General features: G+C 63.7%; 27 protein-coding genes and 3 pseudogenes. 26 read left to right on the top strand and 4 right to left on the bottom strand.

The genetic code is table 11. The features are described from left to right. Window position 1: 1 nt before the first annotated feature. The 12 genes from EUU22_RS15570 to EUU22_RS25870 all read left to right on the top strand — a co-directional run bounded on the left by EUU22_RS15570 (window position 2) and on the right by EUU22_RS25870 (window position 10,351). Window positions 2-847, top strand: a complete 846-nt coding sequence (locus tag EUU22_RS15570) for an ABC transporter permease (protein WP_099060371.1) — start codon at window positions 2-4, stop codon at window positions 845-847. Continuing rightward, a complete protein-coding gene (locus EUU22_RS15565; RefSeq protein WP_129332897.1) occupies window positions 847-1,605 on the top strand; it encodes an SDR family NAD(P)-dependent oxidoreductase in 759 nt (252 codons plus the stop codon). The genes EUU22_RS15570 and EUU22_RS15565 overlap by 1 nt, the downstream gene beginning before the upstream one ends. Window positions 1,606-1,617: 12 nt before the next feature. Further along, window positions 1,618-2,385 (top strand): SDR family NAD(P)-dependent oxidoreductase, encoded by a 768-nt coding sequence (locus EUU22_RS15560; RefSeq protein WP_129332896.1) that lies wholly within the window; start codon window positions 1,618-1,620, stop codon window positions 2,383-2,385. A 102-nt stretch (window positions 2,386-2,487) separates the two neighbouring features. Next, a complete protein-coding gene (locus tag EUU22_RS15555) occupies window positions 2,488-3,720 on the top strand; it encodes an ABC transporter substrate-binding protein (protein WP_129332895.1) in 1,233 nt (410 codons plus the stop codon). Between the two features lie 91 nt (window positions 3,721-3,811). Continuing rightward, a complete protein-coding gene (locus EUU22_RS15550; protein WP_129332894.1) occupies window positions 3,812-4,921 on the top strand; it encodes an ABC transporter ATP-binding protein in 1,110 nt (369 codons plus the stop codon). 39 nt (window positions 4,922-4,960) lie between these two features. Beyond that, on the top strand, window positions 4,961-5,842 hold the full coding sequence (locus tag EUU22_RS15545) for a polysaccharide deacetylase family protein (RefSeq protein WP_129332893.1): 882 nt from the start codon (window positions 4,961-4,963) through the stop codon (window positions 5,840-5,842). Between the two features lie 71 nt (window positions 5,843-5,913). Then, window positions 5,914-6,246 carry a hypothetical protein gene (locus tag EUU22_RS15540; RefSeq protein ID WP_129332892.1) on the top strand — a complete coding sequence of 111 codons (333 nt, stop codon included), beginning with the start codon at window positions 5,914-5,916 and terminating at the stop codon, window positions 6,244-6,246. Then, window positions 6,239-7,297: a CobW family GTP-binding protein gene (locus EUU22_RS15535; RefSeq protein ID WP_129332891.1), complete on the top strand. Its 1,059-nt coding sequence runs from the start codon at window positions 6,239-6,241 to the stop codon at window positions 7,295-7,297. The genes EUU22_RS15540 and EUU22_RS15535 overlap by 8 nt, the downstream gene beginning before the upstream one ends. A 9-nt stretch (window positions 7,298-7,306) precedes the next feature. Next, window positions 7,307-8,527: an ABC transporter substrate-binding protein gene (locus tag EUU22_RS15530; RefSeq protein ID WP_129332890.1), complete on the top strand. Its 1,221-nt coding sequence runs from the start codon at window positions 7,307-7,309 to the stop codon at window positions 8,525-8,527. A gap of 21 nt (window positions 8,528-8,548) precedes the next feature. Beyond that, window positions 8,549-9,907: an amidase gene (locus EUU22_RS15525; RefSeq protein WP_129332929.1), complete on the top strand. Its 1,359-nt coding sequence runs from the start codon at window positions 8,549-8,551 to the stop codon at window positions 9,905-9,907. Next, a complete protein-coding gene (locus EUU22_RS25875) occupies window positions 9,900-10,139 on the top strand; it encodes a carbohydrate kinase family protein (RefSeq protein ID WP_245485077.1) in 240 nt (79 codons plus the stop codon). Before EUU22_RS15525 ends, EUU22_RS25875 begins: the two co-directional genes overlap by 8 nt. Next, window positions 10,130-10,351 carry a PfkB family carbohydrate kinase gene (locus tag EUU22_RS25870; protein ID WP_342635425.1) on the top strand — a complete coding sequence of 74 codons (222 nt, stop codon included), beginning with the start codon at window positions 10,130-10,132 and terminating at the stop codon, window positions 10,349-10,351. The genes EUU22_RS25875 and EUU22_RS25870 overlap by 10 nt, the downstream gene beginning before the upstream one ends. A gap of 818 nt (window positions 10,352-11,169) precedes the next feature. On the opposite strand, the gene EUU22_RS15515 is transcribed toward EUU22_RS25870, so the two are convergent. Continuing rightward, complete coding sequence (locus EUU22_RS15515; protein WP_165351185.1) at window positions 11,170-11,739, bottom strand: TetR/AcrR family transcriptional regulator; 570 nt, start codon at window positions 11,737-11,739, stop codon at window positions 11,170-11,172. Window positions 11,740-11,873: 134 nt separating this feature from the next. On the opposite strand from EUU22_RS15515, the gene EUU22_RS15510 reads away from it, so the two are divergent. From EUU22_RS15510 to EUU22_RS25860, 4 genes and pseudogenes are all read left to right on the top strand, one after another. Next, window positions 11,874-12,647 (top strand): DUF8737 domain-containing protein, encoded by a 774-nt coding sequence (locus EUU22_RS15510; RefSeq protein ID WP_165351184.1) that lies wholly within the window; start codon window positions 11,874-11,876, stop codon window positions 12,645-12,647. A 10-nt stretch (window positions 12,648-12,657) separates the two neighbouring features. Further along, a complete protein-coding gene (locus EUU22_RS15505) occupies window positions 12,658-13,413 on the top strand; it encodes a DUF8737 domain-containing protein (RefSeq protein WP_129332887.1) in 756 nt (251 codons plus the stop codon). 64 nt (window positions 13,414-13,477) lie between these two features. After that, window positions 13,478-13,585 (top strand): annotated as a pseudogene (locus EUU22_RS25865) (IS481 family transposase); the annotation flags it as partial. Beyond that, window positions 13,585-13,713: pseudogene (locus EUU22_RS25860) on the top strand (short-chain dehydrogenase/reductase); the annotation flags it as partial. The pseudogenes EUU22_RS25865 and EUU22_RS25860, both read left to right, overlap by 1 nt. Window positions 13,714-13,937: 224 nt before the next feature. Here the strand turns inward: EUU22_RS25860 and EUU22_RS25315 are convergent. Beyond that, window positions 13,938-14,081 carry a hypothetical protein gene (locus EUU22_RS25315; protein WP_165351183.1) on the bottom strand — a complete coding sequence of 48 codons (144 nt, stop codon included), beginning with the start codon at window positions 14,079-14,081 and terminating at the stop codon, window positions 13,938-13,940. A gap of 62 nt (window positions 14,082-14,143) precedes the next feature. Here EUU22_RS25315 and cydD point away from each other — a divergent pair, with 62 nt between their 5' ends. From cydD to cydX, 5 genes are all read left to right on the top strand, one after another. After that, window positions 14,144-15,841, top strand: coding sequence for a thiol reductant ABC exporter subunit CydD (gene cydD, locus EUU22_RS15490; RefSeq protein ID WP_205687908.1), 1,698 nt, complete (start codon window positions 14,144-14,146; stop codon window positions 15,839-15,841). Further along, window positions 15,838-17,499, top strand: coding sequence for a thiol reductant ABC exporter subunit CydC (gene cydC, locus EUU22_RS15485; protein WP_129332886.1), 1,662 nt, complete (start codon window positions 15,838-15,840; stop codon window positions 17,497-17,499). The genes cydD and cydC overlap by 4 nt, the downstream gene beginning before the upstream one ends. A gap of 130 nt (window positions 17,500-17,629) precedes the next feature. Continuing rightward, entirely contained in the window at window positions 17,630-19,231 is a 1,602-nt protein-coding gene (locus tag EUU22_RS15480; protein ID WP_129332885.1) for a cytochrome ubiquinol oxidase subunit I, read from the top strand. Between the two features lie 4 nt (window positions 19,232-19,235). Next, window positions 19,236-20,387 carry a cytochrome d ubiquinol oxidase subunit II gene (gene cydB, locus EUU22_RS15475; protein WP_129332884.1) on the top strand — a complete coding sequence of 384 codons (1,152 nt, stop codon included), beginning with the start codon at window positions 19,236-19,238 and terminating at the stop codon, window positions 20,385-20,387. Window positions 20,388-20,400: 13 nt separating this feature from the next. Continuing rightward, window positions 20,401-20,535: a cytochrome bd-I oxidase subunit CydX gene (cydX, locus tag EUU22_RS15470; RefSeq protein WP_129332883.1), complete on the top strand. Its 135-nt coding sequence runs from the start codon at window positions 20,401-20,403 to the stop codon at window positions 20,533-20,535. Between the two features lie 53 nt (window positions 20,536-20,588). On the opposite strand, the pseudogene EUU22_RS26040 reads toward cydX, so the two are convergent. Together EUU22_RS26040 and EUU22_RS15465 are read right to left on the bottom strand one after the other, a co-directional pair. After that, window positions 20,589-20,720, bottom strand: a pseudogene (locus EUU22_RS26040) (transposase domain-containing protein); the annotation flags it as partial. A 198-nt stretch (window positions 20,721-20,918) separates the two neighbouring features. Then, on the bottom strand, window positions 20,919-21,713 hold the full coding sequence (locus EUU22_RS15465) for a helix-turn-helix transcriptional regulator (protein ID WP_245485076.1): 795 nt from the start codon (window positions 21,711-21,713) through the stop codon (window positions 20,919-20,921). A gap of 200 nt (window positions 21,714-21,913) precedes the next feature. Between EUU22_RS15465 and EUU22_RS15460 the strand changes: the two genes are divergently transcribed. The 5 genes from EUU22_RS15460 to EUU22_RS15440 all read left to right on the top strand — a co-directional run bounded on the left by EUU22_RS15460 (window position 21,914) and on the right by EUU22_RS15440 (window position 26,787). Further along, window positions 21,914-23,002: an ABC transporter ATP-binding protein gene (locus EUU22_RS15460; RefSeq protein WP_129332882.1), complete on the top strand. Its 1,089-nt coding sequence runs from the start codon at window positions 21,914-21,916 to the stop codon at window positions 23,000-23,002. A gap of 42 nt (window positions 23,003-23,044) precedes the next feature. Next, a complete protein-coding gene (locus tag EUU22_RS15455) occupies window positions 23,045-24,205 on the top strand; it encodes a polyamine ABC transporter substrate-binding protein (RefSeq protein WP_129332881.1) in 1,161 nt (386 codons plus the stop codon). Window positions 24,206-24,337: 132 nt separating this feature from the next. Then, window positions 24,338-25,204: an ABC transporter permease gene (locus EUU22_RS15450; RefSeq protein ID WP_129332880.1), complete on the top strand. Its 867-nt coding sequence runs from the start codon at window positions 24,338-24,340 to the stop codon at window positions 25,202-25,204. Further along, the gene (locus tag EUU22_RS15445) at window positions 25,204-26,022 is read left to right on the top strand and encodes an ABC transporter permease (protein WP_129332879.1); all 819 of its coding nucleotides are present in this window, start codon (window positions 25,204-25,206) and stop codon (window positions 26,020-26,022) included. Before EUU22_RS15450 ends, EUU22_RS15445 begins: the two co-directional genes overlap by 1 nt. Before the next feature lie 3 nt (window positions 26,023-26,025). Then, window positions 26,026-26,787, top strand: coding sequence for an SDR family NAD(P)-dependent oxidoreductase (locus tag EUU22_RS15440; RefSeq protein WP_129332878.1), 762 nt, complete (start codon window positions 26,026-26,028; stop codon window positions 26,785-26,787). The last annotated feature ends 12 nt before the right edge of the window (window positions 26,788-26,799 follow it).

The raw sequence follows: 26,799 nt of genomic DNA, 5'->3' as shown, positions 1-26,799 counted from the left end.
CATGAACGCAGGCGGCATCAAATTCGGCCTTGCGGTCTATACGACCCTCTTCATCGTCTTCCTCTACGGCCCGCTCGCGGTACTGGCCATCCTGTCCTTCCAGGCGGGACCGGAAGGCGGTCCGCAGTTCCCGATCATCGAATGGTCGACCTACTGGTACAAGCATCTGTTCGGGCTCACGCCGCCATCGCGCATCGCGCCGCTGCCCATCGACCAGGCGCTCATCCGCTCGATGGCGCTGGCGCTGATGACCACGGTTGTCTCCACCGTGCTGGGCGTGATGTCGGCCCAGGCCTTCCGTCGCAAGTTCCGCGGCTCGGGCGTGGTCTTCTACCTGATCGTTCTCGGCATGATGGTGCCGGGCGTGCTCGTCGGTCTCGGCATGGCGCTCGTCGCCAACACCTTCGGCATCGACCGCCACTGGTGGACGACCGCCTTCGTGCTGCACGTCGTCTATACCTTCCCCTTCGCCTTCCTGGTCATGCTGGCGATCTTCAACCGCTTCGATCCGAGCGTCGAGGAAGCCGCATGGTCGCTCGGGGTCAGCCCGGCGCGCACCTTCCGCAAGATCACCTTCCCGCTGATCTTCCCTGGCGTGCTTTCGGCCATGCTGTTCGCCTTCACGCTGTCCTATGACGAGTTCTCGCGCACGCTCTTCGCCTCTGGCCGCGATCTCACCCTGCCGCTCGCCATCTACGGTACATTCTCCGTGGAAGTGCATCCGAACGTCTTCGCCTTCGGCGTGCTCACCACCCTCTTCTCCTTCGCGCTTCTGTCGGTCTACGCGATCCTGATGGGTCTCTCCGTCCGCCGCGCCAAGCGCATCGCCGTTCAGGAAGACGCATGATGTCCGCAGAGAACTTCGCCCATAAGCCCGTCTCCGCCATCGTCACGGGCGCCGGTTCCGGCATTGGCAAGGCGATTGCCGAACGGCTCGCTGCCGACGGTTACGCCGTGCTGGTCAACGATCTCTCCGCCGAAAGGGCCGAAGCGGTCGCCGCCGGCATCCGCAACAGCGGCGGTCTTGCCAGGGGCTTTGCCGGCGATGTCTCCAACGAGGCGGATGTCGCGGCAATCCACGCCGCAGCGGTCGCGGCCCATGGCGAGGTCGGGCTTATGGTCAACAATGCCGGCATTGCCCATCAGGCGCTGTTCGTAAACCTCAAGGTCGCCGATTTCGACCGCATGTTCGCGGTGCATGTCAGGGGCAACTTCCTGATGACCAGCGCCGTGCTGCCGGCCATGCTCGCCGCAGGCCATGGCGTCATCGTCAACATCGCCTCTCAGCTCGGCCAGATCGGCGGCATCGAACTCGTCCACTACTCCGGCGCGAAGGCCGCGATCATCGGCATGACAAAGGCACTGGCGCGCGAGGTATCGAGCCGCGGCGTGCGGGTCAATGCGGTGGCGCCCGGTCCGATCAACACTCCCCTCGTCATGGAGCTTTCCGACGACTGGCGCGCCCGCAAGCGTTCGGAACTGCCGCTCGGCCGCTTCGGCGAACCGGAGGAAGTGGCCGCAACCGTCGCCTTCCTCGCTTCCGACGCAGCGAGCCTGTTCGTCGGCCAGACCCTTGGGCCCAATTCGGGCGACGTCATGCTTTGAGGAACAGATAACATGCCCAGCAGCAAGAATCGCATCGTCCTCGTCACCGGAGCCGGCATCGGCATTGGCCGGGGCACCGCAAAGGCCTTTGCCGCTCTCGGCGATCATGTCGTCGTCACCGACATTCTCGAGAAGGAAGGCAATGCCGTCGTCTCCGAAATCGTCGATGCCGGCGGCTCGGCGGAGTTCATCCGCTACGACGTCGGCGCAAAGGAAGCCGCAGACGCCATCGTCGCCGATGTCGAGGCCCGTCTCGGCCCGATCGACGTCATCGTCGCCAATGCCGGCATCGCGCATCGCACGCCGCTTGCCGAGCTGACCGACGAGAAGTGGGACCTCACCCTCGATATCGACCTCAAGGGCATCTTTCGCCTCGTGCGGGCGGCAGCGCCTGCCATGCGCGCCCGCAAGTCGGGTTCGATCGTCGCGCTCTCCTCGATCATGGGCGTCGCCTATGGCTGGGACGAGCATGTCCATTATTCGACCGCCAAGGCCGGCGTCGTCGGACTGGTCAGGGCGCTCGCCGTCGAGCTTGCCCGCGATGGCGTGCGCGTCAACGGCATCGCGCCAGGCTACATCCGCACCGCCCAGCTTCTGTCGGAGGAGAACTCGCTCGGCCCGGCCGGCGCGGAAAAGGCGGCCGAATTCATACCGATGGGCCGTCTCGGCGAGGCCGAAGACATCGCCGACGTCATCACCTTTCTGGCGTCGCACGGCGCGAGATACATGACCGGCCAGGTGCTGGTCGTGGATGGGGGCCTCCTGGTGGGGCGCTACTGAACCGGTTTCCGGCGGAGACAACCGCCGGAACGGAAGAGAAGACAAGCGGGGTCTCGGCGCGACCGGGCTTCGGGGAACAATCAAGAATTGGAGAGAAGAGACATGTCCATCATGGAAATGAACCGCCGTTCGCTTCTGAAGCGTTCTGCCGGCGCCTTCGCGCTGGCGATGGGTGGCGGCACGCCCTTCCTGTCGTCGCGCGCCGCCTTTGCCGCCGCCGGCGATCTCGCCAGCCAGCAGCTGCGCACCATCGGCCTTTCGGTCACCGTTCAGGAACGCATCCTGGAGGAATTCAAGAAGGCCTCCGGCGTCGGCTCGACCTCGGGCACCGCAGCCACCTATCCCGACGCCCAGACCAAGATCCTGTCCGGTTCGAAGGACTATGATTGCTGGGAAATCATTGCCGAGCGCCTGCCGTCGATCGTCATGACCGACAATGTCGAGACCCTGCCGGCTGCATCGCTGAAGAACTGGGCGAACATCCGCGACACCTTCACCAAGCCGAGCGACAAGTGGGACCTGAAGTCCCAGATCGTCGGCCAGATCTGGGCCGACGAAGGCCAAACCATGCTGAACATGGTTCCCGCCGTCTACAACTACGATTCCATCGGCTACAATCCCGATGTCGTCACGGCGGAAGAGGCCAATACCTGGGCCTGCATCTTCGATCCGAAGTGGAAGGGCAAGTCCGGCCTCAACACCGATCCGCTGATCGCCTTCGGCCAGGCCATCATGGCGATGAACTCGCTCGGCCTTTCCGACGTCAAGAACCCCGGCAACCCCTCCGCGGACCAGATCGACGAAGCCGCGAAGTTCCTGGTGTCGAAGAAGAAGGAAGGCCAGTTCCGCGCTCTCTGGGGCGATTTCGGCGAACTCGTCAACTTCATGGCATCCGGCGAAATGGTTGTCTGCGACGCATGGCAGCCTGCCGTCATGGCCGTCAAGGCACAGGGCAAGCCCGCCAAGTACGCGGTTCCGAAGGAAGGCTATCGCGGCTGGGCCATCGGCCCGGCGATGATTGCCGGCTCCACCAACAAGGAAGCCGTCATCGCCTATGCCGACTACTGGCTCTCGGGCGAACCGGGCATCACCGTCTCAGAGCAGGGCTACTACTCGCCCTCGACCAATATCAAGAACGTCATGGACCCCGACAAGTATGCCTTCTGGTACGAGGGTAAGCCGTGGGTCGGCGCGCCCGAACGCGGCATCACCGAAGGTGACCTTCGTGATGGCGGTTCGCTGGAGGAACGCGCAAGCAACGTCGCCTACTGGCACCAGTGGCCGGATGAATACGACCATCTCGTCCAGAAGTGGGACGAATTCCTCAACGCGTAACCGTCTGACGCCCGCCTTCGCTCACCCCGGCGAAGGCGGGCGCCGGAACCCCATTGGCATCAGGGGCATTAGGAAAGCGACGGAGTCTGCGATGATTTACGACCTCGAACTGATGAAGGTCGGCAAGGTGTACGACAACGGCACCACCGCTGTTGCCGAATTCGATCTGGCCGTGACCAAGGGCGAGTTCATCGCGTTTCTCGGTCCTTCCGGCTGCGGCAAGACGACGACGCTCCGCATGATCGCCGGTTTCGAGAGCATCTCGTCCGGGGACATGATGATCAAGGGCGTGCGCATGAACGACGTGCCCGCGCAGCGCCGGCCGACCTCAACGATCTTCCAGAACTACGCGCTGTTTCCGCATATGACCGTGCGCCGCAATGTCGGCTACGGCCTTGCGGTCAAGGGCCTGCCGAAGGCGGAAATGGATGCCAAGGTGGACCGCATCCTCGCCGCGCTCGGCCTCGAGGACATCGCCGACCGCAAGCCCGAACGTCTTTCCGGCGGCCAGCGCCAGCGCATAGCGCTTGCCCGCGGCCTCGTGGTCGAGCCGGATATCCTGCTTCTCGACGAACCGCTCGGCGCGCTCGACGCCAACCTGCGCAAGGCGATCCAGAACGAGCTGAAGCTCCTGCAGAAGAACCTCGGCGTCACCTTCATCTTCGTCACCCATGCCCAGTCGGAGGCGCTGGCGCTTTCGGACCGGGTGGTGGTGATGAACCAGGGCCGCGTCGAGCAGATCAGTCCGCCGCACCAGCTCTACACCCGGCCCGATACCCCCTTCGTGGCGCAGTTCGTCGGCCGCAACACCATCTTCTCCGGCGTCGTCAAGGGCAGCGAGGGCGGCATGGCCGTGGCCGAGACGGCATCGGGCACGCTGACCGGCAAGCCTTCCTTTGCGCTTGCCAGCGGTGTGCCGATCAACCTCGTCGTGCCGGCCGAAGCCATCGAGGTCTTTCCCGCCGCCGACGCGCGGCGTGACCGGCTCGCCAGCGAATTCGGCGACAATCTCATCGATGCACGGATCGACCGTTTCGACGTGGTCGGCCACATCTCGCATCTCAACGTCACCCTGTCCGACAATCGCAGCATCATGCTCGAAGGACATGTTGAAAAATACCGCCCGGACACCTTCGCCATCGGTTCTCAGGTCATCCTCTCATGGAGCCCCGAGCAGGCAACCGTGATCCCGGCGCACTGATACCCATTCAATAAGAAGACACGACAGGAGGTTCTTCACATGGCAAAGGAAATTCTCTGCAGCTTCGGCATCGACGTCGATGCGGTCGCCGGCTGGCTCGGCTCCTATGGCGGCGAGGATTCGCCGGACGACATCTCGCGCGGCCTGTTTGCCGGCGAAGTCGGCTCGATGCGTCTCCTGAAGCTTTTCGAACGCTTCGGCATCAAGACCACATGGTTCATCCCCGGCCACTCCATCGAGACCTTCCCGGAGCAGATGAAGGCAGTTGCGGAAGCCGGCCATGAAATCGGCATTCACGGCTACAGCCATGAAAACCCGATCGCCATGACCCGCGAGCAGGAGATCGAGATCCTCGACAAGTGCATCGATCTCGTCACCCAGCTTTCGGGCAAGCGGCCGACCGGTTACGTCGCGCCGTGGTGGGAGTTCTCCAACGTCACCAACGAGTTGCTCCTGGAACGCGGCATCAAGTACGACCACTCCCTGATGCACAACGACTTCACGCCCTATTACGTGCGTGTCGGCGACAGCTGGACCAAGATCGACTATTCGAAGAAGCCGTCCGAGTGGATGATCCCACTGAAGCGCGGCGTCGAGACGGACCTGATCGAAATCCCGGCAAGCTGGTATCTCGACGACCTGCCGCCGATGATGTTCATCAAGAAGTCGCCGAACAGCCACGGCTTCGTCAATCCGCGCGATATCGAGCAAATGTGGCGCGACCAGTTCGACTGGGTCTACCGCGAGATGGATTACGCCGTCTTCCCGATCACCATCCATCCCGATGTCGCCGGCCGCCCGCAGGTTCTGATGATGCTGGAACGTCTTTACGCACACATGAGCAAGCATCCGGGCGTGAAATTCGTTACCATGAACGAAATCGCCGACGACTTCGCCAAGCGCTTCCCGCGCAAGAAGTAAGCCCGGCGGCAATAGGTATAATCGCGCCGGCCTTTAAGAGGGCCGGCGCATTCCAAACCGGAGGCAGCAGGATGTGCTCGCTTTGTGGCGTCCTTGGCGGCGCGGAACACTGGTCCGATGCGGCGGCAAGGCCCGGCGTCTTCACCCGCAATGTCGAGCGGATCGATCGCCGCCGGGAACGGGCGAACCGCGTCGCCGCCGCCAACCGCATCCTTGCGGCCTACGGGCTCACGCTTTCCGACTGGCAGGGATCTTCCTTCGTGCTTGCCAACAAGACCGGCAAGAGCGAAGTGGTCGAGGATCTCGGCCATCTCTGGCCCGCCGCCGAACGCATGATCGGCCGGCCCTGCGACCCTCTCGATCCGGGTCTCGTCACCCGGCTGGAGGGCGAACGAAGTGTCTGAGATTCCACAGTTTACAGCTGTCAACTTGTTGACCGGTTTCCTCGGCTCCGGCAAAACCACGCTGCTTCGCCGGATGCTCGCCGATCCGGCGCTCGCCGATACCGCCGTTCTCATCAACGAGTTCGGCGAGGCCGGGCTCGACCATCATCTTGTCGAGCGCATCGACGAGAACATGATGCTGCTGCAATCCGGCTGCATCTGCTGCACCGTGCGCGGCGAACTGGTCGACGCCCTGCGGGACCTGCAGTCGCGCCGCGAACGCGGCCTCATCCCCGCCTTCTCGCGGGTGATGATCGAAAGCACGGGCCTGGCCGATCCCTTCCCCACGCTTTCCACCATCAAGGCCGATCCGGTGCTACGGCATCACTTCAGACCCGGAAACGTCATCACGACAGTCGATGCGGTAAACGGCGAAGGCAATCTCGACGTCTACGTGGAATCCAACCGTCAGGCGGCGATCGCCGACTGGCTGGTGCTGACGAAGACCGATCTCGCCGGCGCGGAAGCCGCCGAGGCCCTTGAAAAACGCCTGCGCCAGCTCAACCCCGATGCGACCGTGATCGACGTGCATGACGAGGATCTCTCGGTCGCCGCCCTCGTCGGCTCCTCCGACGCCACCCGTGGCAACGGCCTGCAATCGATAAGCGGCTTCTACTGCGAGGACAGCCGCGAACTGGTGACGGCGAGCGGCGAGGCCCACAGCGCCGCCTTCCGCTCCTTCGTCATCACCATCGACCACGCCATCGACTGGACCGCCTTCGGCATCTGGCTCACCATGCTGCTCAACCGCCATGGCGACCGCGTGCTTCGGGTGAAGGGCATCCTCAACATTGCCGGAGAGAAAAGGCCGGTCGCCATCCACGGCGTCCAGCATCTGGTGCACACCCCGGTCCACATGGGGGGCTGGCCCTCGGAGGATCGCCGTTCCCACATCGTCTTTATTGTTGACGGTCTCGATCCGAAATTGTTGAAACGGTCCTTCGAAGCGTTTGCGGTCGTCTCATCCGAACCCACCCACGGCCCGACGCCGATAATGAGACAGAACCGGTAGTCCGCGCGCATGAGAAAATCCAGATCTGCGGTGTCCCAACTCGCCACGCCCGCGCTGGCAACGGCCGGCCGGCCGAAGCTTCGAGTGCTCGGCACGGCAATCTCGCTGCTGGAAGAGCTGCGCGTCGGCGCGGAAAAGGACCTCGGCATCGAAATCGCCTTCGACAACAACGACTTCCTGACAACCCAGCACAAGGCGGCGCAGGATCCCGGCGGCTACGACATCTACGACCAGTGCTTCCACAATCTCGATATCGTCTGGTACTGGCGGGCGATCCAGCCGATCGACATCAACCGCATCGCGCTGTGGGACGAAATCACCGACCTCACCAAGACAGGCCGCATCGCGCCGAATGCGCGGCTCGGGCAGGGCGACGCGCCGGTGAAGAAGCTCTTCGTGCAGCCGAATCTCGAGCTCGGCGAGACCCCGACCTCGCTCATCTCCATGCTGCCGACCCACCATAACTTCGACAGCTTCGCCTATCGCACGGATCTGGTGAAGGCGCCCTCCGAGGTGGAAAGCTGGGCGAGCCTGTTCGACGAGCGCTGGGCCGGGCGGGTGGCGCTGGTGGACGAACCGGCCATCGGCATTTTCGATGCAGCGCTCGCCGCCCAATCCGCCGGGCTGATGCGCTTTGAAAACATCGGCAACATGACGGTCGCGGAAATCGACCGGCTGATCGATCTTCTCGCCGAAAAGAAGCGCAGCGGCTTCTTCCGCGCCTTCTGGCGCACGGCGGAAGAAGCGGCGCAGCTGATGATGCGGCACGAGACGGAAATCCAGAGCATGTGGTCGACCGGCACGACGATCCTGCAGGGACAGGGCCTGCCGGTCGATCAGGCCGTGCCGGCCGAGGGATACCGCGCCTGGCATGGCGGCCTCTGCCTTTCGCGCCAGCTTGCCGGGCGAACGCTCGATGCGGCCTACGACTATCTCAACTGGTGGCTTTCCGGCTGGCCGGGTGCGGTGGTCGCCCGGCAGGGCTATTACATTTCGACGCCGGAGCGCTCGCGCAGCTACATGAGCGACGCCGAGTGGAACTACTGGTATGCCGGCCGTCCCGCGACCGAGGATCTGCCCGGCCCGGACGGCGGCATCCGCATTCGGGCGGGCTCGCTGCGCAGCGGCGGTTCCTACTGGCAAAGAGCCAACTCCATCGCGGTGTGGAACACCACGATGGACGAACATAACTATCTCGTCCGGCGCTGGATGCAGCTCGTCGGTCGATAAGCTTGAAAAAAGGGCATGGATATGGGGCATCTTGGCAAATCGGTCGCGCAGCTTTCCGCACTTATCCAGACGGGCGCGCTCGATCCGCGCCAGCTTGCCGAGGAGACGCTGGATGCTATCCGCACCCATGCGGACCAGTCGATCTTCACCGTACTGACGCCTGAAAGGGCTCTCGCCGAGGCGGACCAGTCTGCAAAGCGGCTTGCCGAGGGCCGTTCGCTCGGCATTCTCGACGGCATCCCAGTCGCCTGGAAAGACCTTTTCGACATGGAAGGCCTCACCACCACGGCGGGATCGACGGTGCTGGCAAAGAACCCGCCGGCAACCACGGATGCCGCCATCGTCACCACGCTGAAACAGGCCGGCATGATCGCCGTCGGCCGCACTAATATGAGCGAATTCGCCTTTTCTGGCATCGGCATCAACCCGCATTACGGCACGCCGAAGAACCCCGCCTCCACCGACGTTCCCCGCGTTCCCGGCGGCTCCTCCTCGGGGGCCGGCGTTTCCGTCGCCGGAGGCCTCGTGCCGGTCGCCATGGGCACGGATACGGGCGGATCGATCCGCATCCCCGCGGCTTTCAACGGCATCGTCGGCTACAAGGGAACCCGCGGGCGCTACGCCATGGACGGCGTATTTCCGCTCGCAACCAGCCTCGATGCGCTCGGACCCCTCTGCCACACCGTGCAGGACGCGGTCTGGGTCGATGCCGCCATGCGCGGGCGGACATCCTCCGAGGTTGTCAGGGGAACGCTTGAGGGACAGTCGCTCGTCGTGCCGGAAACCGTCTTCTTCGACGGCATCGAGGACGGTGCCGCCATGGCCTTCGAAGCCACGCTCGAAAGGCTTTCCAGGGCCGGCGCGCGCATCCGCCGGCAGGCCTTCCCGATCTTTGCGCAACTCTTCGAAATAATCACCGAAAGGGGCGCCCTCGTCACGGCCGAAGCCTATGCGCTGCATCGCGAGCGGCTGCACGGCGAGGACGCCCGCGGCATGGACCCGCGCGTCGTCTCGCGCTCGCTGACTGGCCAGAAGATCACCGCCCCCGACTACATCCATATCCTTCAGGTCCGCCAGCGCATGATCGCGGAAATGGCCCGCTCAGTTGCACCGGGAGATATCCTCGTTTCCCCGACGCTCCCCCATGTCGCGCCGACCATCGAAAGCCTTCTCACCGACGATGCGGCCTTCTTCGCGGCTAACGGCAAGACGCTGCGCAACACCCAGATCGGCAATTTCCTCGACTGGTGCGGCGTTTCCATCCCCTGCGGCACGGGCGACGCCGGCATGCCCGTCGGCTGCCTGCTTTCAGGCCTGCCGAACACTGACGAACATCTCCTGTCGATCGCAGTCGCGGCGGAGGAAACGGTACGTGGCTGACGATATCATAAGCGTCTCGGCCGCCCGGGCGATGAAAGCCGCCGGAGGTCAGCTCGTGCTCAATGCGGCACCGGCGCGGACGTTGTCGGACGATCTCGCGCAGATCGTCGATGTGATCGTCGTAAACGCCATCGAGGCCGAACAACTGGCCCAGGTCCCGGTGATCGATACCTTGGCGGGAGCGCTTGGTGCAGCCAAGCAGCTGGCCGGCCGGTCCCCGTCGTGGTCGTGACGGCGGGGGGCAAGGGGTGGCATGCGACGAAGGAAGGCGAAGAGTTTTCAGTTGAGGCGGTCAAGGCAAAACTGGTGAGCACCCGCGGCGCGGGCGACGAGTTCACAGGCGTCCTCGCGGCTGAACTTGCGTGTGGAAAGGATATCCGTTCGGCGCTGGTTTCGGCGAACCGGGCCACCTCCGTGCTGGTAAGCACGCCTCACGGCACGTGAAGGCGCGCGGCGAGGCTCTTTGCCGCGTTCTGGATCGGGGAGACTTCCGCCCGGCGAGGATCCCTTGCGGCAGATCGCTACCGTTCCTGTAGGCATCGTAACGATTGGTGCATCTTACAAGTCTTTTCCGCACGCGCTTGTCGGCCGTACGATGCAGGGGAAGTTCTCCCTTCCCACCGGCGTTTCGACGGTCTTTGATGGCCGGCACGAGACAGATGCAGGTGCGAAATGGATCGTGAAGAGGAGCGAATGGAAACGGACATGACGCCCGCAAGCGGCGAAGGGGTCCCGAACCCCGGGGCAAAACCACCCCCGATCCAAGTGAACACACGACAGCCCTGTTAGCCCCTGAAGGGCCCAATCGCCTCGTGTCCGATATCGCTCGCCAGATTGGGCGGCAGGTGGCGCGTGAAGACTACCAGTGCCGCACCGCCGCCAACGACATCTGTGATGCGGTGGGCGGCGACGGTGACTGACGGGAGAGCGACCATAACCGGCAGATCGCGGAAGCAAACGCCTTACATGGTCATGACGTTTGCGACTAGGATTTTTCCCGAAGCAGATACGCAGCTGACAGAGCGCTATGCATGATCGGGTGGCAAGCAACCGCGACCCTGCGGGGGCCACCTAGTCTCATTCCTCGAGTGAAAATGCGGCCGGCCGCAGCGCCTTGATTGACGCGAGGCGTTTGAGCATTCCGCGGCTCGCACGCGGGCCGGGAAGGCACATGCGTCTGTTGGTCCTTGCACTTTTCATCACTTCCCCTTCTGCGATGCGCTTCGCCGGCTTACCGTCGCCTCAAAGTTCGACGAGCGCCTTTACACCTTTTCGCTTTCTGGACCCCGACAGGCGGCGAGAACTTCCGCGGCCAATTCGCGATCGACCGCTCGAGCAATGACAATGGCTCCCGCCAAGGTGGCGAGCCGACGCATCGCGGCCGCCCGGCGCTGGCGGCTATTGCCCCTCATCCCATCAGCGAGCGCGGCGACCAGCCTTTCGACGCCCTCGGCGAACGGCTTTCGGGCGTCTTGGTCTTCGCGCGCGAGATCGATGCCGAACGTGGGGATCGGGCATCCCTGGCCCGGGCGCTTGAAATGAGCGTCGGACAGATATCGCTCCGAGAAGGTAGCGACCGCGTCGCCAGCCCCATTCTTTTCCTTCCTTGACGCCAACCATTCGACGAATTCGTCAAACGCCGCAGTTACGGCTTCGGCAACGAGCGCCTCTTTCGAGTCGAAATGTCGATAGAAGCCGCCATGCGTCAGCCCGGCGGCCTGCATAACCTCTGCCACGCTGGTGCGACCAATTCCCTCTTCGCGAAACAGCCGCGCCGCCGCGCTGACGATGGCCTGATGATGTTCGGCCATGGCTTTCTTCGACACACGCATTGCTCTGTTTTCCTCCGATGTCACGGCGAGCCTTGACATTTTAGATTACCTCTATCATCTATTTAGATGATGATCGACATTTAAAGTAGCTCCGCCCGCCTGCGGCGGCAACCACCTCGACAAATGAGCCCTGCATGATGTCCCATTTCTCAGCCACGCCCCTTCTCGCCGCCCTCCTTGGCGGCTTCTGGCTGTCCGCGGCGTTGATTGTTCGCTCACGCGGACATATCGGGGGCATCGAGCTCGCCACTGTCGCTTTGTGGCTCTGCTCGCTCGCCGTGCTCGGAATCGCCATCGCCCAGCTCTCCGTGGGCGGATTTTTTCGGAAAGAAGGCTTCTTCGCCGTCTTGCCGGGCTTCTGGGTTCCGATGATCCCCTTCGCGATTTCGGGAGCTTTGCTACTTGGCGTGCCCGCCTTCCGGCGCGCGCTCTGGGCGATCGGCGCCCATCTTCCCGCCCGAGCCATGGTTCTCATCCATGGGCTGCGGATCGCGGCGATCGGCGGAGTGGCCAAAGGGTTCGCCGGAGTATTGCCGGCATCCTTCGCTCTCCCGGTCGGCATTCCCGATCTGCTCTTTGGCGCCTCAGCGCTGCTGGTCGGCGTCTTGTGGCCAAAGGGCGGATTGTCCCGCCGGACACTGATCGTCTGGAACATCATCGGCATCGCCGTGATCGTGCCGAGCGCGCCGCTGCTCATGCAGATGGGACTGCCCGGTCCGCTTTACACTTTTGCGAGGGCACCCGACGCCCGCGTTCTGTTCGAGTTCCCGCTGGTGCTGGCGCCCACTCTCATCGTGCCGCTCTTCATCTTCACCAACGCCGTTCACGCGGCCGTGCTGTGGAACGGCATGCGCGGCGAGCGGCCCTCCACTCAGACTCCAAGCGCCTCAACACGAAGCTCGATTTGAGGATTCATTCATGACGCCGACCCTTGTCGTCTCGCTCGTGCTCATTGTCATCCTGGGCCACCTCGTCGTGGCGTGGCTTGCGGCACGGAACACGGGACTTTCTCCCAATCAGGCCCGCGGCATGACATTGCGCGTCGCTATTGTGCTCGCGGCGCTTCTCGCGCTCTCCGCCGCCGCGTCAGCGTCGGGTCTCCTCGCCAATTTCGATGCGACGCCGCCTTATCTGATGCTGTTCATCCTTCCGCATGCCGTGTTCACGCTCATCGTCGGGTCAATATCGCCTTATGGCCGGCGGCTGGCGCTCGGCCTCCCGATCGCAGCGCTCGTCGGTTTCCAGGCGTTCCGCATTCCAGTCGAGCTTTTGTTGCACGAACTTTACAGCGAAGGCCTCGCGCCGATACAGCTCACATATCTCGGCAGGAATTTCGACATCCTGACTGGATTGACCGCTATCCCCGTCGCGTGGCTGGCGGCGCGCGGCAAAGCTCCGCGCTGGCTGCTCCTCGCTTGGAACTGGGTCGGGCTCACGCTGCTCCTTAACGTCGTTGGCACAGCGCTGACCTCGATGCCGGGTCCCCTCCGGCTGTTCATAAACGAGCCCTCGGCAAGGTTCATCGCGGAATTCCCCTACATCTTCGTGCCTACCGTCTTCGTCACGACGGCGCTATTCGGCCACGTTCTCCTATTTCACCGGCTGCGGATCGAGGCGCGGGCGCCGGCGCCGGCCGCGCTCGCACAGCCGGCGGCCGACCAATATCACGGCTAAGGATCAGACATGCCCGACCGGTCATTGCAGGAAAGACTGACGAGTGGCTCACCGCATCGAAGAATGGGGAGCGCGCAAAATCAAGGAACTCCTAGCGCGCAAGCTTGCAGGCGACGTGTGCATCCGCTCGACAAGCACGGTGCATGCGGTTCTCGATCGCCACGGACTGGTCCGCCGCCGCAGCTCTTGCTTGGCAGCGACGCGCTCAAACTCGTCTCCGACAGGATCGAGCGCCTGCAGCAGGAGATCGAAAGCTGGAGATTCGCCACTGCATCGATCGACGGCCGATGGACGCTGTAACGACAGCGGCAGACACGGCCAAGCCTCTGAGCGTCGCCGTTTGCCGCTGATCTCCATAAAATCACCCGGTACGGGCGGCACGCGGAACACCATGTTCGACCGCAAGGCACCCCGATTTCTGCCGTTACTGCAACTCGGGTTGTAATCGAACGACTCGGTGAGATGGCCTGCGAAATCCGCTCCTTGGTGACCTCCATCGAGGTCCATCCTTGCGAGGGACGAGGTCAGGTCGAGCTTTCGTGAAGGGAGCGATAGCGGACCTGTTGAACCTTGCGAAGAAAACGCCACACGAGAGGCTTGACATTGTAGTGATGGTAGCGGGAGAGCGTTACCATCCACGCGACCGCGACAATTTGGAATTTGATCAAGATCAGTTCCGCGAATACGGTCGCCCGGAAACCCGCAGGCCAGATATCTCCGCAGGCGCGCCTTGTCCAAGACCACGAAGATCGAGAGCGACCCCGCCCGCCGGCGGCTAATACAAATGGCGCACCGCGATCGCAGTGCCATGGCGATAGCGAGCGGCCTGTCTGTTCTTTCAGCTTTGCTCTGGCTGCCGCAGGCATGGCTGGTGAGCCGGCTCCTGGCGGCATTGGTAGAGGGGAGGGCGCCGGTGCCGGGCGTTCTCGTCACGGCCGGTGCCTTCATCACCCTCGGGGTCTTGCGTCACCTCCTCGACGTTTTGGCGGGGTGGCAGGCCTTCGGTATCGGGCAACGACTGATCGAGCGGGAGCGGATCGATCTCGTCGAGCGGGAGAGCCTCGCGTCGCCCCTTGCGGGCAGCAGCCAGACGTCGGCGGCCCTTGCGACCCTGCTCGCCGGCAAGCTCGACGCCCTCCTGCCGTGGGCGAGCCGCTATCGTCTCGCCGCGGTCAGGGTTGCGATCATTCCTGCCGTCATCCTGGTCGTCGTCGCATCGATGTCCTGGCTCGTCGGCATGGTGCTTTTCGTCGCCGGACCGTTGATCCCGGTGTTCATGGCGCTGATCGGCCTTGCGGCAAGGCAAGCCAGCGAGAAGCAGATGGCTGCGACCGGGACCCTCAATTCCGCGCTGCTCGAATGGCTGAATGCCGCTTCGGACATCCGCCTGCTGAATGCCGAGGCATTGACGGTCGACCGCTTCCGCCAGTCGGCCGAGGCATTGCGGGCGAAGACCATGGAGGTCTTAAGGATCGCCTTCCTTTCCTCGACCGTGCTGGAGCTCTTTTCGGCAATCGGCATCGCGCTGGTCGCCGTCTATGTGGGCTTCGCGCTGCTGGGAACCTTTTCTTTCGGTGCCTACGAAACGCCTCTGACGGTGGCGGAGGGTATCTTCATCCTGTTGCTGGCTCCCGACTTCTTCCAGCCGTTGCGCGATCTCGCTGCCGCCTGGCACGACAAGGCCGCCGCATTGGCTGTCGCAGGAGAGCTCGCCGAGCGGGATCGCGAGTCGGCTCCGCGCATCCTCGGGCGCGGGGCAAGAGCCGACAGCCGTCCGGCGGGCGCGCTGACGATCGCAACCAGGGGGCTCCGTTACGAGGCAGGCGGAGGAGAGATCGCCTTCCCCGACATCGAGATCATGCCGGGCGAAAGGATCGCGATCTGCGGGCCGAGCGGGGCCGGCAAGACGACCTTCATCGGTCTCCTCTGCGGGCTCGCGCGGCCTTCCTCCGGCCGGGTCGAGATCGGCGGAGAGCCGCTCGACGACGACTTGGCTGATGTCTGGAGAGGTACGATCGGTTTCGTCGGCCAGCATCCGCACATGCTGAACGCGAGCCTGCGCGCCAATATCGCCCTCTCCGGTGAGCGGATCGACGAAGCCCGGCTCGATGCGGCGCTCGCCGCCGCGGCTGCCGACGGTGTGGTGGCCGCCCTGCCACGGGGTGTCGACACCCGCCTCGGTGAAAACGGCAGCGGCGTTTCGGGTGGCGAGGCGCGTCGTCTGACGATCGCGCGCGCCATCTATGCGGACGCAAAGGTCGTCTTTGCCGACGAGCCGACGGCGGACCTCGATGCCGCGACGGCCGAGCGGGTGGTGGAGGCGCTGGAGGCTATCGGCCGCCAGGGCGCGACGCTGGTGGTCGCGACCCATGATTCGCGTCTCATCGCCCGCTTCGAACGGGTGATTGCCCTGGAGGCCGGACGATGACGGCGCTGTTCAGGGTCTTCCGGCGCATCTGGCGGCGACGGATCGGTGCATTGATCGTCGGCATTTTGCTCTCAGTCGCGGTTCTCGCAGCCGGCCTGGCGCTGCTCGGCCTGTCGGGCTGGTTCGTCACCGCCGCCGGGGCCGCTGGGCTCGCCGGCGGCGGCCTGACCTTCGATGTTTTCCGACCGAGTGCCGGGGTGCGCTTCCTCGCCCTCGGACGCGCGGTCGCCCGGTACGGTGAGAGGCTCGCCACCCATGATGCGACGCTCAAGGGGCTTGCCGACCTGCGTGTGGCTTTGCTGGAGGCCATGCTCCGCAAGCCAGCCGTTCTTCTGTCCCGTCTGCGCGGCTCCGAGCGGCTCAACCACCTGACGATCGATGTCGACGCCCTCGACGGCGTCGCATTGCGGCTCGTCATGCCCGCGGTCGCGGCGGCAGTCGTGCTTGCCGCAACATTCTTCCTGATCGCCTGGCTCGTCCTCCCGTCGGTCGCGGTTCTTGAGATCGGCAGCTACCTCGTCGGTCTCGCCGCCGCGCTCATTGTCGCGGCGCGCGCTTCGCGAAAGCCGTCCCGGCTCGCGCAGCGCTCGGCGCAGGCCTTGCGCATGCGGTTCATCGACATGATGCGCGGGCGCACCGAGCTCGCGGTAAGCGGCCGTCTGGAAGACTATCGCCGATCGGTCCTCGATGCCCATCAACGGATGCAGCATGCACAGTCGCGGACCGACCTGGTCGAGCGGATATCCGCTCTGTTTCTCGGTCTTGCGGGCAGTGTTGCGGCCGGCGGCGCGCTGCTCGTCGGTGGAGTTGCGGCGAGCGAGGGGCGCATCGATCCGGCGAGCGCGGCGCTGGGTTTCTTTGCGGCGCTGGCGCTCGTGGAGACCGCAGCCCCGCTTGCGCGCGGCATCGCCGAGCTCGGCAAGATGACGGATGCGGCGCGGCGGATCGAAGCCCAGTTCGTCGACGAGCCCGAAGCGGCTCCGCGAAGAACGGCGTTGTCGCCGTTTGCCTCCGGCGACTCGTCGGTGATTTCAGGCCACGGACTGGTTTACCGTCGGGGAAACCGCGCGCTTTTCGAAGGTCTGGATTTCTCGGTCGGCCGCGGAGAGACACTGGCGCTCGTCGGCGAAAGCGGATCGGGAAAGACCACCCTTCTCAACATCATCCGTGGCCTCGTCGAGCCCACGGAAGGTATCGTTTGTCTGGAGGGTCTGGCGATTGCAGACCTCTCGGAGGCGGAGCGCGCCGCGCGCATAGGCTATCTGCCGCAGCGTGCTACGCTGGTCAGTGGCACGATCGCCGACAATCTGCGCCTCGCGGCGCCGGCAGCCGGTGACGACATGCTCTGGGAGAGCCTGCGGATCGCCGGCCTCGACGAGGTCGTGACCGCCAAAGGGGGGCTCCAGTACCCTCTGGGCGAGGGCGGGCAGGGTCTTTCAGGCGGCGAAAGGCGGCGGCTCGCGTTCGCCCGCATGCTGCTGCGCCGGCCCTCCGTCATGCTTCTCGACGAGCCGACCGAGGGGTTGGACGTCGAGACCGCCTGCGATATACTTGCGCGGCTGCGTTCGGCATTTCCGCGAGCCGCGATAGTGGTCGCCGCCCATCGTGCAGAGGAACGCGCGTGGGCCGATCGCGCGCTTGAAATACGTTCTCCGTAGGTACTTCCGGCACAGGTTTTCCGGGGGCAAACGACGTTGATCCACCTCATGGACGATACCCGGGTCATGGATATGATGGCTCATATCCTTCCTCCCAAGCTCAATCCTGAGACCAATCGAGAGCAAGATCATGGAAATCGACATAGTCGAACTGTCACGCCTGCAGTTTGCGATGACGGCAATGTATCACTTTCTCTTCGTGCCCCTGACACTCGGCCTCTCCATCATCGTCGCGATCATGGAAACGGTCTACGTCATGACGGACCGTCCGATCTGGCGACAGATGACGAAATTCTGGGGCACGCTGTTCGGCATCAACTTCGTGCTGGGGGTGTCCACCGGCATTACCATGGAATTCCAGTTCGGCATGAACTGGAGCTATTACAGCCACTATGTCGGCGACATCTTCGGTGCGCCGCTGGCGGTCGAAGGGCTCATGGCCTTCTTCCTCGAGGCGACCTTCGTCGGCCTGTTTTTCTTCGGCTGGGACAAGCTCTCCAAGCGTGCCCACCTAGTCGTCGCCTGGCTCGTGGCCATCGGCTCGAACCTTTCCGCTCTCTGGATCCTCATCGCCAACGGCTGGATGCAGAACCCGGTCGGGGCCGAGTTCAATCCGATGTCGATGCGCATGGAGATGACCTCGTTCTTTGACGTCGTCTTCAACCAGGTCGCACAGGCGAAATTCGTCCATACGGTCTCGGCGGGCTACGTCACCGCCTCCGTCTTCGTGCTCGGCGTCTCCGCATGGTACCTGCTGAAGGGGCGCCACACGGAACTTGCCCGGCGGTCGATCGCGGTTGCGGCCTCGTTCGGCCTCGCCTCGGCACTCTCCGTCGTCGTCCTCGGCGACGAATCCGGCTATTCGGTCACCCATGACCAGAAGATGAAGCTCGCGGCCATCGAGGGCATGTGGGAGACCCAGCCGGCTCCGGCGTCGTTCACGCTTGTCGGCATTCCCGACCAGGAAGCACGCGAAACCCATTACGCCCTTCACATCCCCTATGTGATGGGCCTGATCGGCACGCGCTCGCTGACCGGCGAAATCCCCGGTATCGATGAACTTGTCAAGCAAGCGGAGGAACGTATTCGCTCCGGTCAGATCGCCTACGATGCGCTGATGACCTACCGTGCCAACAAGGGCGTGGTTCCGGACGAGGTCCGTGCGATCTTCGAAGAACACAGCAAGGATCTCGGCTTTGCCCTGCTCTTGAAACGCTATATCGACGATCCGCGTCAGGCGAGCGAAGACCAGATCAAGATGGCCGCCAACGACACGGTACCGACCGTCTGGCCACTCTTCTGGGCTTTCCGCCTGATGGTCGCCCTCGGCTTCTCCTTCATCGCCGTCATGGCCTGGTTCTTCTGGATGGCTTCTTTCCGCAGGATGCAGTTCCCTCGCATCGCCCTGTGGCTCGCCGTCATCATTATCCCGACGCCGTGGATTGCCGCGGAGCTCGGCTGGTTCGTCGCTGAATTCGGTCGCCAACCTTGGACCGTCGACGGCGTGCTGCCGACGGCGTTGTCCGCCTCGCATCTCTCGGTGACCGAGCTTCTGATCACGCTCGCCGGCTTCGTGCTGTTCTACACCGTGCTCTTCGTCATCGAGATGGGCCTGATGCTGAAATACATCCGCAAGGGACCCTATCTCGACGTGCCCGAAACCGATCAGTGGCAGAAGCGGCATCGCGACCGGCTGACGGGCCTGTCGGCTCACACCCAACCTGCGGAGTAAGACCATGATACTCTATCAACTCCTCGACTTCGAACTGCTGCGGGTCATGTGGTGGGTCCTGCTCGGCGTGCTGCTCGGCGGCTTTGCGCTCACCGACGGCTTCGACATGGGCGTCGGTGCGCTCCTTCCCTTCGTCGGCAAGACGGACACGGAACGGCGCATCGCCATCAACACCATCGGCCCCGTATGGGAAGGCAACCAGGTCTGGTTCATCCTCGGCGGCGGGGCGATTTTCGCGGCCTGGCCACCGCTCTATGCCGTCAGCTTCTCGGGCTTCTACCTCGCCATGTTCGCGGTACTGGCGGCCCTGATCCTCAGGCCAGTCGGCTTCAAGTACCGCTCCAAGCGCGACAGCGCGACCTGGCGTTCGGCCTGGGACTGGGCACTGTTCGTCGGTGGCGCCGTGCCGGCCCTGATCTTCGGGGTTGCCATGGGTAATGTCTTGCAGGGCGTGCCGTTCCGCTTCAACGAAGACCTGATGATCTTCTATGAAGGGTCCTTCTTCGGCCTGCTCAATCCCTTCGCGCTGCTTGCGGGTCTCGTGTCGCTGGCGATGCTCGTCATGCACGGTGCCGCCTGGCTGCAGCTCAAGACCGAGGGGCCGGTGCGGGAACGTGCACGGATGTACGGCTCCGTCGCCGCGGTCGTGACCATCGTCGCCTATGCGCTCGCCGGCGTCTGGATGGCATCGGGGATCACCGGCTACGCCATTGCCGGCTCTCCCGTCACAGACGGGCCGTCCAACCCGCTGCTCGGCGAGGTTGCCCGCTCGCCGTCGTGGTTTGCGGCCTATGCCGCACGGCCGTGGATTGCGGTTGCCCCGGTTCTCGGGTTTGTCGGTGCGGTCTTGGTGTTTCTCGGCTTCCGGGCCGGGCGCGAGGTCTCGACGCTCCTGTTCTCGAAACTTTCGATCGCCGGCATCGTCGCCTCGGTCGGCCTGACGATGTTCCCGTTCATCCTGCCGTCCTCGCTCGATGCGAAATCGTCGCTGACGGTCTGGAATTCGTCCTCGTCGCACCAGACGCTCTTTGTCATGCTGGTGATGGCCGTGATCTTCGTGCCGATCATCCTCGCCTACACCGCCTGGGTCTACAAGGTGCTCTGGGGCAAGGTGACCGAGGCGGACGTCACCGAGAACAGCAGCACCGTCTACTGAGGGAGATAGAACAATGTGGTATTTCGCCTGGCTTCTCGGCCTGCCGCTCGCCGCGATCTTCGCCGTCGTCAACGCCATGTGGCTCGAAATGCAGGAAGATCGTGCAGTGATGGGCCCATCGCCCGTCAACGCCGACATCGCGGTGTGAGGAGTTGAAAGCGGGGCGGCATTTGCCGCCCCGTTTTCCAGGTCAGCGCCTCGTCACGCGGTTTTCGGCGTGATTCTGCCGTTCCAGGCCAATGGTCCATCGATCCGATTGATCGGATGGTCCGCGATGCGCGTGAGGCTATCGCGCAGATAGGCCTCACGGTCGATACCGTCCCGCTTTACGGCTTCGGTGAGAGAAAGAACACCTCACGCCCACGCACCACCGCGATCTGATCCGGCGAAGAACCGGTCTTTCCGCTTAGGCAAGATCTGCATGCTCCGCACTATGAGCGGGATTATGCGGCGCTGCCGATCATGGTGTATCGTCGGGTGGAACCGGCATCGCCGCCTGGAGGTCTGGCGGCATCCCGAAGAGCCGGGCAATTATCCCAAGCTCTTGAGGTAGATCGACAGCAATTGCGTCTGCGAGGAAATGCCGAGCTTGCGATAGACGTTGCGGCGATGAACCTTGACGGTTCCGGTCGAGATGCCGAGCCGAAGACCGATTGATTCCGATGAATGCCCTTGCAGGACGAGTTCGACGATGGCGGCTTCCCGGTCGGTCAGGTTGAGATCGCGCCACACCCGATCCGCGGAGGGTTGGGCAGCCTTGCGCCCGCTCCTGCCGCGCTTGGCGAAAGCCAGGTCGAAGCGGCGACCGAGATCGGGCCAGGAGTGGCGGACGAGGGCGGCCACCACCGGTTCCGCCTTCTTCAGCAGCGCGAATTCGGCAGCGGAAAATACCCCCGACTGCTCCCGCCGCATCAGCGAGAGAACGACCGTGATGCCGTTGTCGAGAGCGACGAAGAAGCCGATTTCTTCGGCCAGTCCCGTCTGGGTATAGTAGCTGCGGAAATATTCGCTGGAGAAGAACCGGTCTGGCGCCAGCTCCCGCATGCGCCAGACACCGGGCTTCGGCTGCTGCGCTGCCCTGTAGAAGGGATCGAGCAGATAGGGTCCGGCCTGGTACATGCTGACGAAGACGACATGCTCCTCGGCGGTGAAGGTGCTGTAGAGATCGATCGGGCGCTCCTGCCCGCGATAGGCGAAGACGACGATATAGTCGAAGCGGAGCAGGCTCTTCATCAGCTCATGGAAGGCGGGCCCCGCCGCATCCTCGCCGGGAGCCCCCGCGCCCACCAGTCGCCCCATGACTTTGAACAAGGCTTCGAGATCCATGCCGACATCCACCCGATTGCAAAAAAGAGCAGCAGATGCTCCTGGGGTATACACCCTCCACATCCAGAAACGGCTTGGAATACCTCTTTCGGGGTATATACCGCAATCGACTAGCTTGAATAGGTTTGACACAGACGGTGAGAAGCCGGGCGATCGCGAGAAGACCCGGCATTCAGAAAAACAACCGCGGGGAATATGACGTGACAGTGCCTTCGACGAACGACATCGAGTTTCGTTCGGTCGCCAAACGCTATGGCAGCGTGACGGCCGTATCGGACATCAATCTGGCCGTGCCGAAGGGTGCGTTCGTAGCCCTGCTCGGACCGTCGGGTGGTGGCAAGACCACGTGCCTGAGGATGATCGGCGGCTTCGAGCAGCCAAGCGAAGGTACGGTGCTGATCAACGGCCGCGAGATGAATGGCGTGCCGCCGTATCGCCGCCCGGTCAACATGGTCTTCCAGCACTACGCGCTGTTTCCGCATTTCAACGTCGAGGAGAACGTCGCCTACGGGCTGAGGCAACAGCGGCCGAAGCTTGGCACCGCCGAAATCGCCAACCGGGCGCGCGAGGCGTTGGAAATGGTGCGGCTCGGCGGCTTCGAAAAACGCCGCGTGCATGAAATGTCCGGCGGCCAGCAGCAGCGGGTGGCGCTAGCCCGCGCCATCGTCAACAAGCCCTCGGTGCTGCTGCTGGACGAACCGCTGGCGGCCCTCGACAAGAAACTGCGCACAGCCATGCAGATCGAGCTGCAGACCCTACAGCGCGAGCTCGGCATCACCTTCGTGCTCGTCACCCACGACCAGGAAGAGGCGCTTTCGATGAGCGACATGGTCTGCGTGATGAACGCCGGGCGCATCGTCCAGATGGACAGGCCCCAGGCAATCTACGACCACCCGGCCGATCTCTTCGTGGCCGATTTCGTCGGCAAGACCAATCGCATCGCCGGCACGCTGGAGGCCGACGGAACGACGATCAGGCTCTCGAACGGCATGGTGCTGGGACGCGAAGGCAAACGAACGATGGCACCCGGCGCCGTGACCGTCGCGTTGCGTCCCGAGGCGATCGACCTCGTCAGGCAACTGCCGACGCACGCCGGTGGGCTCGTCGGTACCGTCACTCACCGCATCTTTCTCGGCTCGACCGCCGAATATCAGATCGACGTCGACGGGCTGGGCGATTTTCTCGTCACGGCAGACCGGCGCAGCGTGCAGGAAGGCGACCTCGTCGAACCGGGCGAACGGGTCGTTCTGACATTCGATCCCGGCAAAATGCATGTCTTTCCGGCCTGAGGAACGGCCGTACTCGTCAAGACAAAAAAAGGGAACAGCGTCATGACAAAGTGGTACAGAGAAAATGCCCCGGTGACTGCCGAGCAATTGAGCGACGAATGGATGCGCCTGAAGCGCGGTTCCGTTTCGCGCCGTCACTTCCTCGGTGTCACCGGCCTCGGCCTCGCCGCAGCTGTGCTCGGCCGCCAGCCTGGCGCCTTCAATGCCAATGCTTATGCCGACGATCTCGGCACGACCATGTCGCTCGCCACCTGGCCGAACTATCATGATCCGGCGACCTTCGAAGCCTTCACTGCCGCGACCGGCGTCGCCGTCGAAGTCAATGTCTTCGGGTCCAACGAGGAAATGCTCGCCAAGCTGCAGGCCGGCGGGACCGGATGGGACCTCTTCGTGCCCACCAACTACACCATTTCGACCTATGTGAAGCTCGGCCTGATCGATCCGCTCGACATGTCGAAGCTGCCTGCCTTCTCTCAGGCCAGCCAGTCGCCGCGCTTCACGTCGGAAGGCGCCGTCGACGGTGTGACCTACGCCGTGCCGAAGAACTGGGGCACGACGGGCATGGCCGTCAACACCGCCAAGATCAAGACCAAGATCACCTCGTGGAAGGACTTCTTCGAGGTAGCCCAGACCGAGGCCGACGGGCGTGCCATGGTGCATGACTACCAGCTGACCACGATCGGCAGCGCGCTCGTCTCGCTCGGCTATTCCTTCAACTCGATCAAACCGGAGGAACTGGCCAAGGCGGAAGAACTGCTGATCAAGGTCAAGCCGCATCTCTACGGCATCAACAGCGACTATCAGCCGGGCATGCGCGGCACCGACGCATGGATGACCATGTGCTGGACCAATGACGGTGCGCAGCTCAACCGCGACATGCCGGAAATCGCCTACATCCTCGGCTCCGACGGCGGCGAGATCTGGACCGACTTCTACGCGATCCCGAAGAGCGCCGCCAACAAGGCGGCCGGCTATGCCCTGCTTGATTTCCTGATGACACCGGAAAACGCCGTCAAGGAACACATCGCCAACGGCGCCCCGACCACCGACAGCCGGGTGATGGCCCTGCTGCCGGCCGACGTGACGTCGAACAAGATCGTCTATCCGGACGAAGCATCGCTCACCCCGCTGGAATTCGGCGCGGCCGTGACGCTGACCGACCCGGCCCGCGCCGAGCTGATGGCACGGTTCAAGTCTGCTTGATGGTCTTGGCCGGGTAGGGGTGAAAGCCCCTGATCCGGCTGCCACCACCTCTCCCCGCTTGTGGGGAGAGGGCCAGGGTGAGGGGCGACCCTTGCTCCATGCCCAATGATTGCACGCAACCGGGACCACCGCATGGCCTTTACGACGGACACACGAAAGAGACTGGTCACCGCAGCGCTGGTAGCCCCCGCGGCGATCTGGCTGTTCGTCTTCCTCGTCCTTCCCTTCATGGCCATCGTCGTCTTTTCGGTCGGCGAGCGGGCGCCCGAAGGCGGCTACCAGACGGCCTTCACCTTCGCCCAGTTTGCCAATCTCGGGTCGCGCGCCGCCGCCTTCCGCAACACCATGCTGATTGCACCGCTCGGTGCCTTTCTTTGCCTGATCGTCGCCTATCCGGTTGCCTATTACCTGGCGATCAAGGCCAGTCCGCGATACCGGCTGCTGCTCGTCTCGCTGGTCGTCGTGCCCTTCTGGACCAGCCTGCTGGTGCGCACCTATGCCTGGATGTACATCCTCGGCTCGCGTGGCATCCCCAACCTCCTTTCGATGATCGGCATCGAGGACGTTCGGCTGCTGAACACGCCGGGCGCCGTGCTGCTCGGCATCGTCTATGGCTACCTGCCGCTGATGATCATGCCGATCTACGTGAGCCTCGAAAAGCTCGACCGCCGGCTGCTCGAAGCCTCGGCCGATCTCGGTGCAAGACCGGTCTCGACCTTCTTCGGCGTCACCTTGCCGCTCTCTCTTCCGGGCGTCATGACAGGCGTGGCGCTGGTCACCATCCTGCTTCTCGGCGAATACCTGATCCCCCAGCTGCTCGGCGGCGGCAAGGTGTTCTTCATCGGCAATGCGCTGGTCGACCTCTTCCTTCAGTCGCGAAACTGGCCGTTTGGTTCGGCGATCGCCGTGACGCTGGTGGCGGTCGTCGTCATCGTTCTCAGCGTCGCCATGCGCATCGCCTTCAAGATATCTGGCTCAAGACAGGTGGATCTCGTCTGATGCGCGCGCTCGTCACCTCCGTTTACCTGTTCCTCTATGCACCGATCGCGCTCGTCGTGCTGTTCTCGTTCAACGCGGGCCGCAGCGCTTCCGAGTTCACCGGCTTCTCCACCATCTGGTACGGCAAGGCGCTCACCAACACCTTCCTGATCACGGCTCTGCAGAACAGCCTGCTGATCGCGTTCACCAGTGCCGGGCTGGCCGCCGTTTTCGGCACCATGGCAGCGCTCGGCATGGAGCGGCTTGGCCCACGCGGGCGCGCCATCTTCGACGGCCTGTTCGCCGCGGCCATCGTCGTGCCGGGCGTGGTGATCGGCATCGCCACCCTGGTGGCGCTGGTCGAGGTCTTCTCCTTCGTCAACCCGGCGCTCGCCTCGATCTGGCCGGGCGAAAAGCCGCCGCAGCTCGGGCTTGGCTACGGCTCGATCGTCGCTGCGCACGGCCTCTTTTCGCTGGCGCTGGTGACGATGATCGTCAAGGCGCGGATCGCCAGCCTTGGCCGCGACATCGTCGAGGCGTCGAGCGATCTCTATGCGACGCCGTTCACCACCTTCCGCGAGATCGTCCTGCCGCAGATTCTGCCCTCGGTTCTCGCCGGCTTCCTGCTCGCCTTTACCTTTTCCTTCGACGATTTCATCGTCGCCTTCTTCGTTGCCGGATCCAAGACCACGCTGCCGATCTATGTCTTCGCGTCGATCCGCCGTGGCGTCACGCCGGAGATCAACGCGATTGCCACGTTGGTGCTGGTCGCCTCGCTCTTCCTCATCCTGACAGCTCGCACGCTGATGCGGGACAAAAAAACGCATGCCAGGGAGTAAACCATGATCCTGAAAGACCGCGTCGCGATCGTCACCGGCGCCGGCTCTGGCATCGGCCGGGCGGGCGCTGCCATCATGGCGCGCGAAGGCGCCCATGTCGCCGTCGTCGACCGCAATATCGACGCTGCGGAGACCGTCGTAGCCGAAATCCGTGCGGCGGGCGGCAGCGCCGAGGCGCTCGGGCTCGACGTCACCGACGATGTCGCCCTTGAAGCCGGGCTGTTGGCGCTCATGGCCCGCCATGGACGCATCGACATCCTGCACAATCACGCCGGCGCCCAGGTTGCCGGCGACCTCGAGCATGTCGCGATCGAGGGCTTCGACCGCTCGTGGAACCTCAATGTCCGGGCACACTTCATGGCCGCTCGCTTTGTCACGCCGATGATGAAACGTCAGGGATCCGGCGTCATCCTCAATACTTCGTCATCGTCCGGTGTGCTCTACGACCGCGAGATGATCGCCTATACGACGACCAAGCACGCCGTGATCGCCATGACCCGCCAGATGGCCGGGGACTATGCGCGGTTCGGCATTCGCGTCAATGCGCTCTGCCCCGGCTGGGTCGACACGCCCTTCAACATACCCTTCATCGAGCAGATGGGCGGCAGAGATGCGATCGAGGCCTATGTGCGCGAAAAGGTGCCGATGGGCCGCTGGGCAAGCGTCGAGGAGATCGCCGAATCCATCCTCTTCCTTGTGTCCTCGCGCTCGTCTTACGTGACCGGCCAGATTCTGGTGGTCGACGGCGGTGAAACCGTCGTCTGACGAGGAGCGTGC

The sequence above is a fragment of the Ciceribacter ferrooxidans genome (assembly GCF_004137355.1).
Classification (GTDB): Bacteria; Pseudomonadota; Alphaproteobacteria; order Rhizobiales; family Rhizobiaceae; genus Allorhizobium; species Allorhizobium ferrooxidans.
The sequence above is the reverse complement of the archived record's forward strand: the minus strand, read 5'-3'. Positions and strand labels throughout refer to the sequence as shown.

Coding starts and splice junctions, on each gene's coding strand:
- EUU22_RS15480 (WP_129332885.1), top strand. CDS start 17,630: ATGGAAATCGACATAGTCGAACTGTCACGCCTGCAGTTTGCGATGACG.
- EUU22_RS15450 (WP_129332880.1), top strand. CDS start 24,338: ATGGCCTTTACGACGGACACACGAAAGAGACTGGTCACCGCAGCGCTG.
- EUU22_RS15540 (WP_129332892.1), top strand. CDS start 5,914: ATGTGCTCGCTTTGTGGCGTCCTTGGCGGCGCGGAACACTGGTCCGAT.
- EUU22_RS15510 (WP_165351184.1), top strand. CDS start 11,874: ATGATGTCCCATTTCTCAGCCACGCCCCTTCTCGCCGCCCTCCTTGGC.
- EUU22_RS15505 (WP_129332887.1), top strand. CDS start 12,658: ATGACGCCGACCCTTGTCGTCTCGCTCGTGCTCATTGTCATCCTGGGC.
- cydC (WP_129332886.1), top strand. CDS start 15,838: ATGACGGCGCTGTTCAGGGTCTTCCGGCGCATCTGGCGGCGACGGATC.
- cydB (WP_129332884.1), top strand. CDS start 19,236: ATGATACTCTATCAACTCCTCGACTTCGAACTGCTGCGGGTCATGTGG.
- EUU22_RS15445 (WP_129332879.1), top strand. CDS start 25,204: ATGCGCGCGCTCGTCACCTCCGTTTACCTGTTCCTCTATGCACCGATC.
- EUU22_RS15465 (WP_245485076.1), bottom strand. CDS start 21,713: ATGGATCTCGAAGCCTTGTTCAAAGTCATGGGGCGACTGGTGGGCGCG.
- EUU22_RS15545 (WP_129332893.1), top strand. CDS start 4,961: ATGGCAAAGGAAATTCTCTGCAGCTTCGGCATCGACGTCGATGCGGTC.
- EUU22_RS15570 (WP_099060371.1), top strand. CDS start 2: ATGAACGCAGGCGGCATCAAATTCGGCCTTGCGGTCTATACGACCCTC.
- EUU22_RS15555 (WP_129332895.1), top strand. CDS start 2,488: ATGTCCATCATGGAAATGAACCGCCGTTCGCTTCTGAAGCGTTCTGCC.
- EUU22_RS15525 (WP_129332929.1), top strand. CDS start 8,549: ATGGGGCATCTTGGCAAATCGGTCGCGCAGCTTTCCGCACTTATCCAG.
- EUU22_RS15560 (WP_129332896.1), top strand. CDS start 1,618: ATGCCCAGCAGCAAGAATCGCATCGTCCTCGTCACCGGAGCCGGCATC.
- EUU22_RS15565 (WP_129332897.1), top strand. CDS start 847: ATGTCCGCAGAGAACTTCGCCCATAAGCCCGTCTCCGCCATCGTCACG.
- EUU22_RS15530 (WP_129332890.1), top strand. CDS start 7,307: ATGAGAAAATCCAGATCTGCGGTGTCCCAACTCGCCACGCCCGCGCTG.
- EUU22_RS15440 (WP_129332878.1), top strand. CDS start 26,026: ATGATCCTGAAAGACCGCGTCGCGATCGTCACCGGCGCCGGCTCTGGC.
- cydX (WP_129332883.1), top strand. CDS start 20,401: ATGTGGTATTTCGCCTGGCTTCTCGGCCTGCCGCTCGCCGCGATCTTC.
- EUU22_RS15455 (WP_129332881.1), top strand. CDS start 23,045: ATGACAAAGTGGTACAGAGAAAATGCCCCGGTGACTGCCGAGCAATTG.
- EUU22_RS15550 (WP_129332894.1), top strand. CDS start 3,812: ATGATTTACGACCTCGAACTGATGAAGGTCGGCAAGGTGTACGACAAC.
- EUU22_RS15515 (WP_165351185.1), bottom strand. CDS start 11,739: ATGCGTGTGTCGAAGAAAGCCATGGCCGAACATCATCAGGCCATCGTC.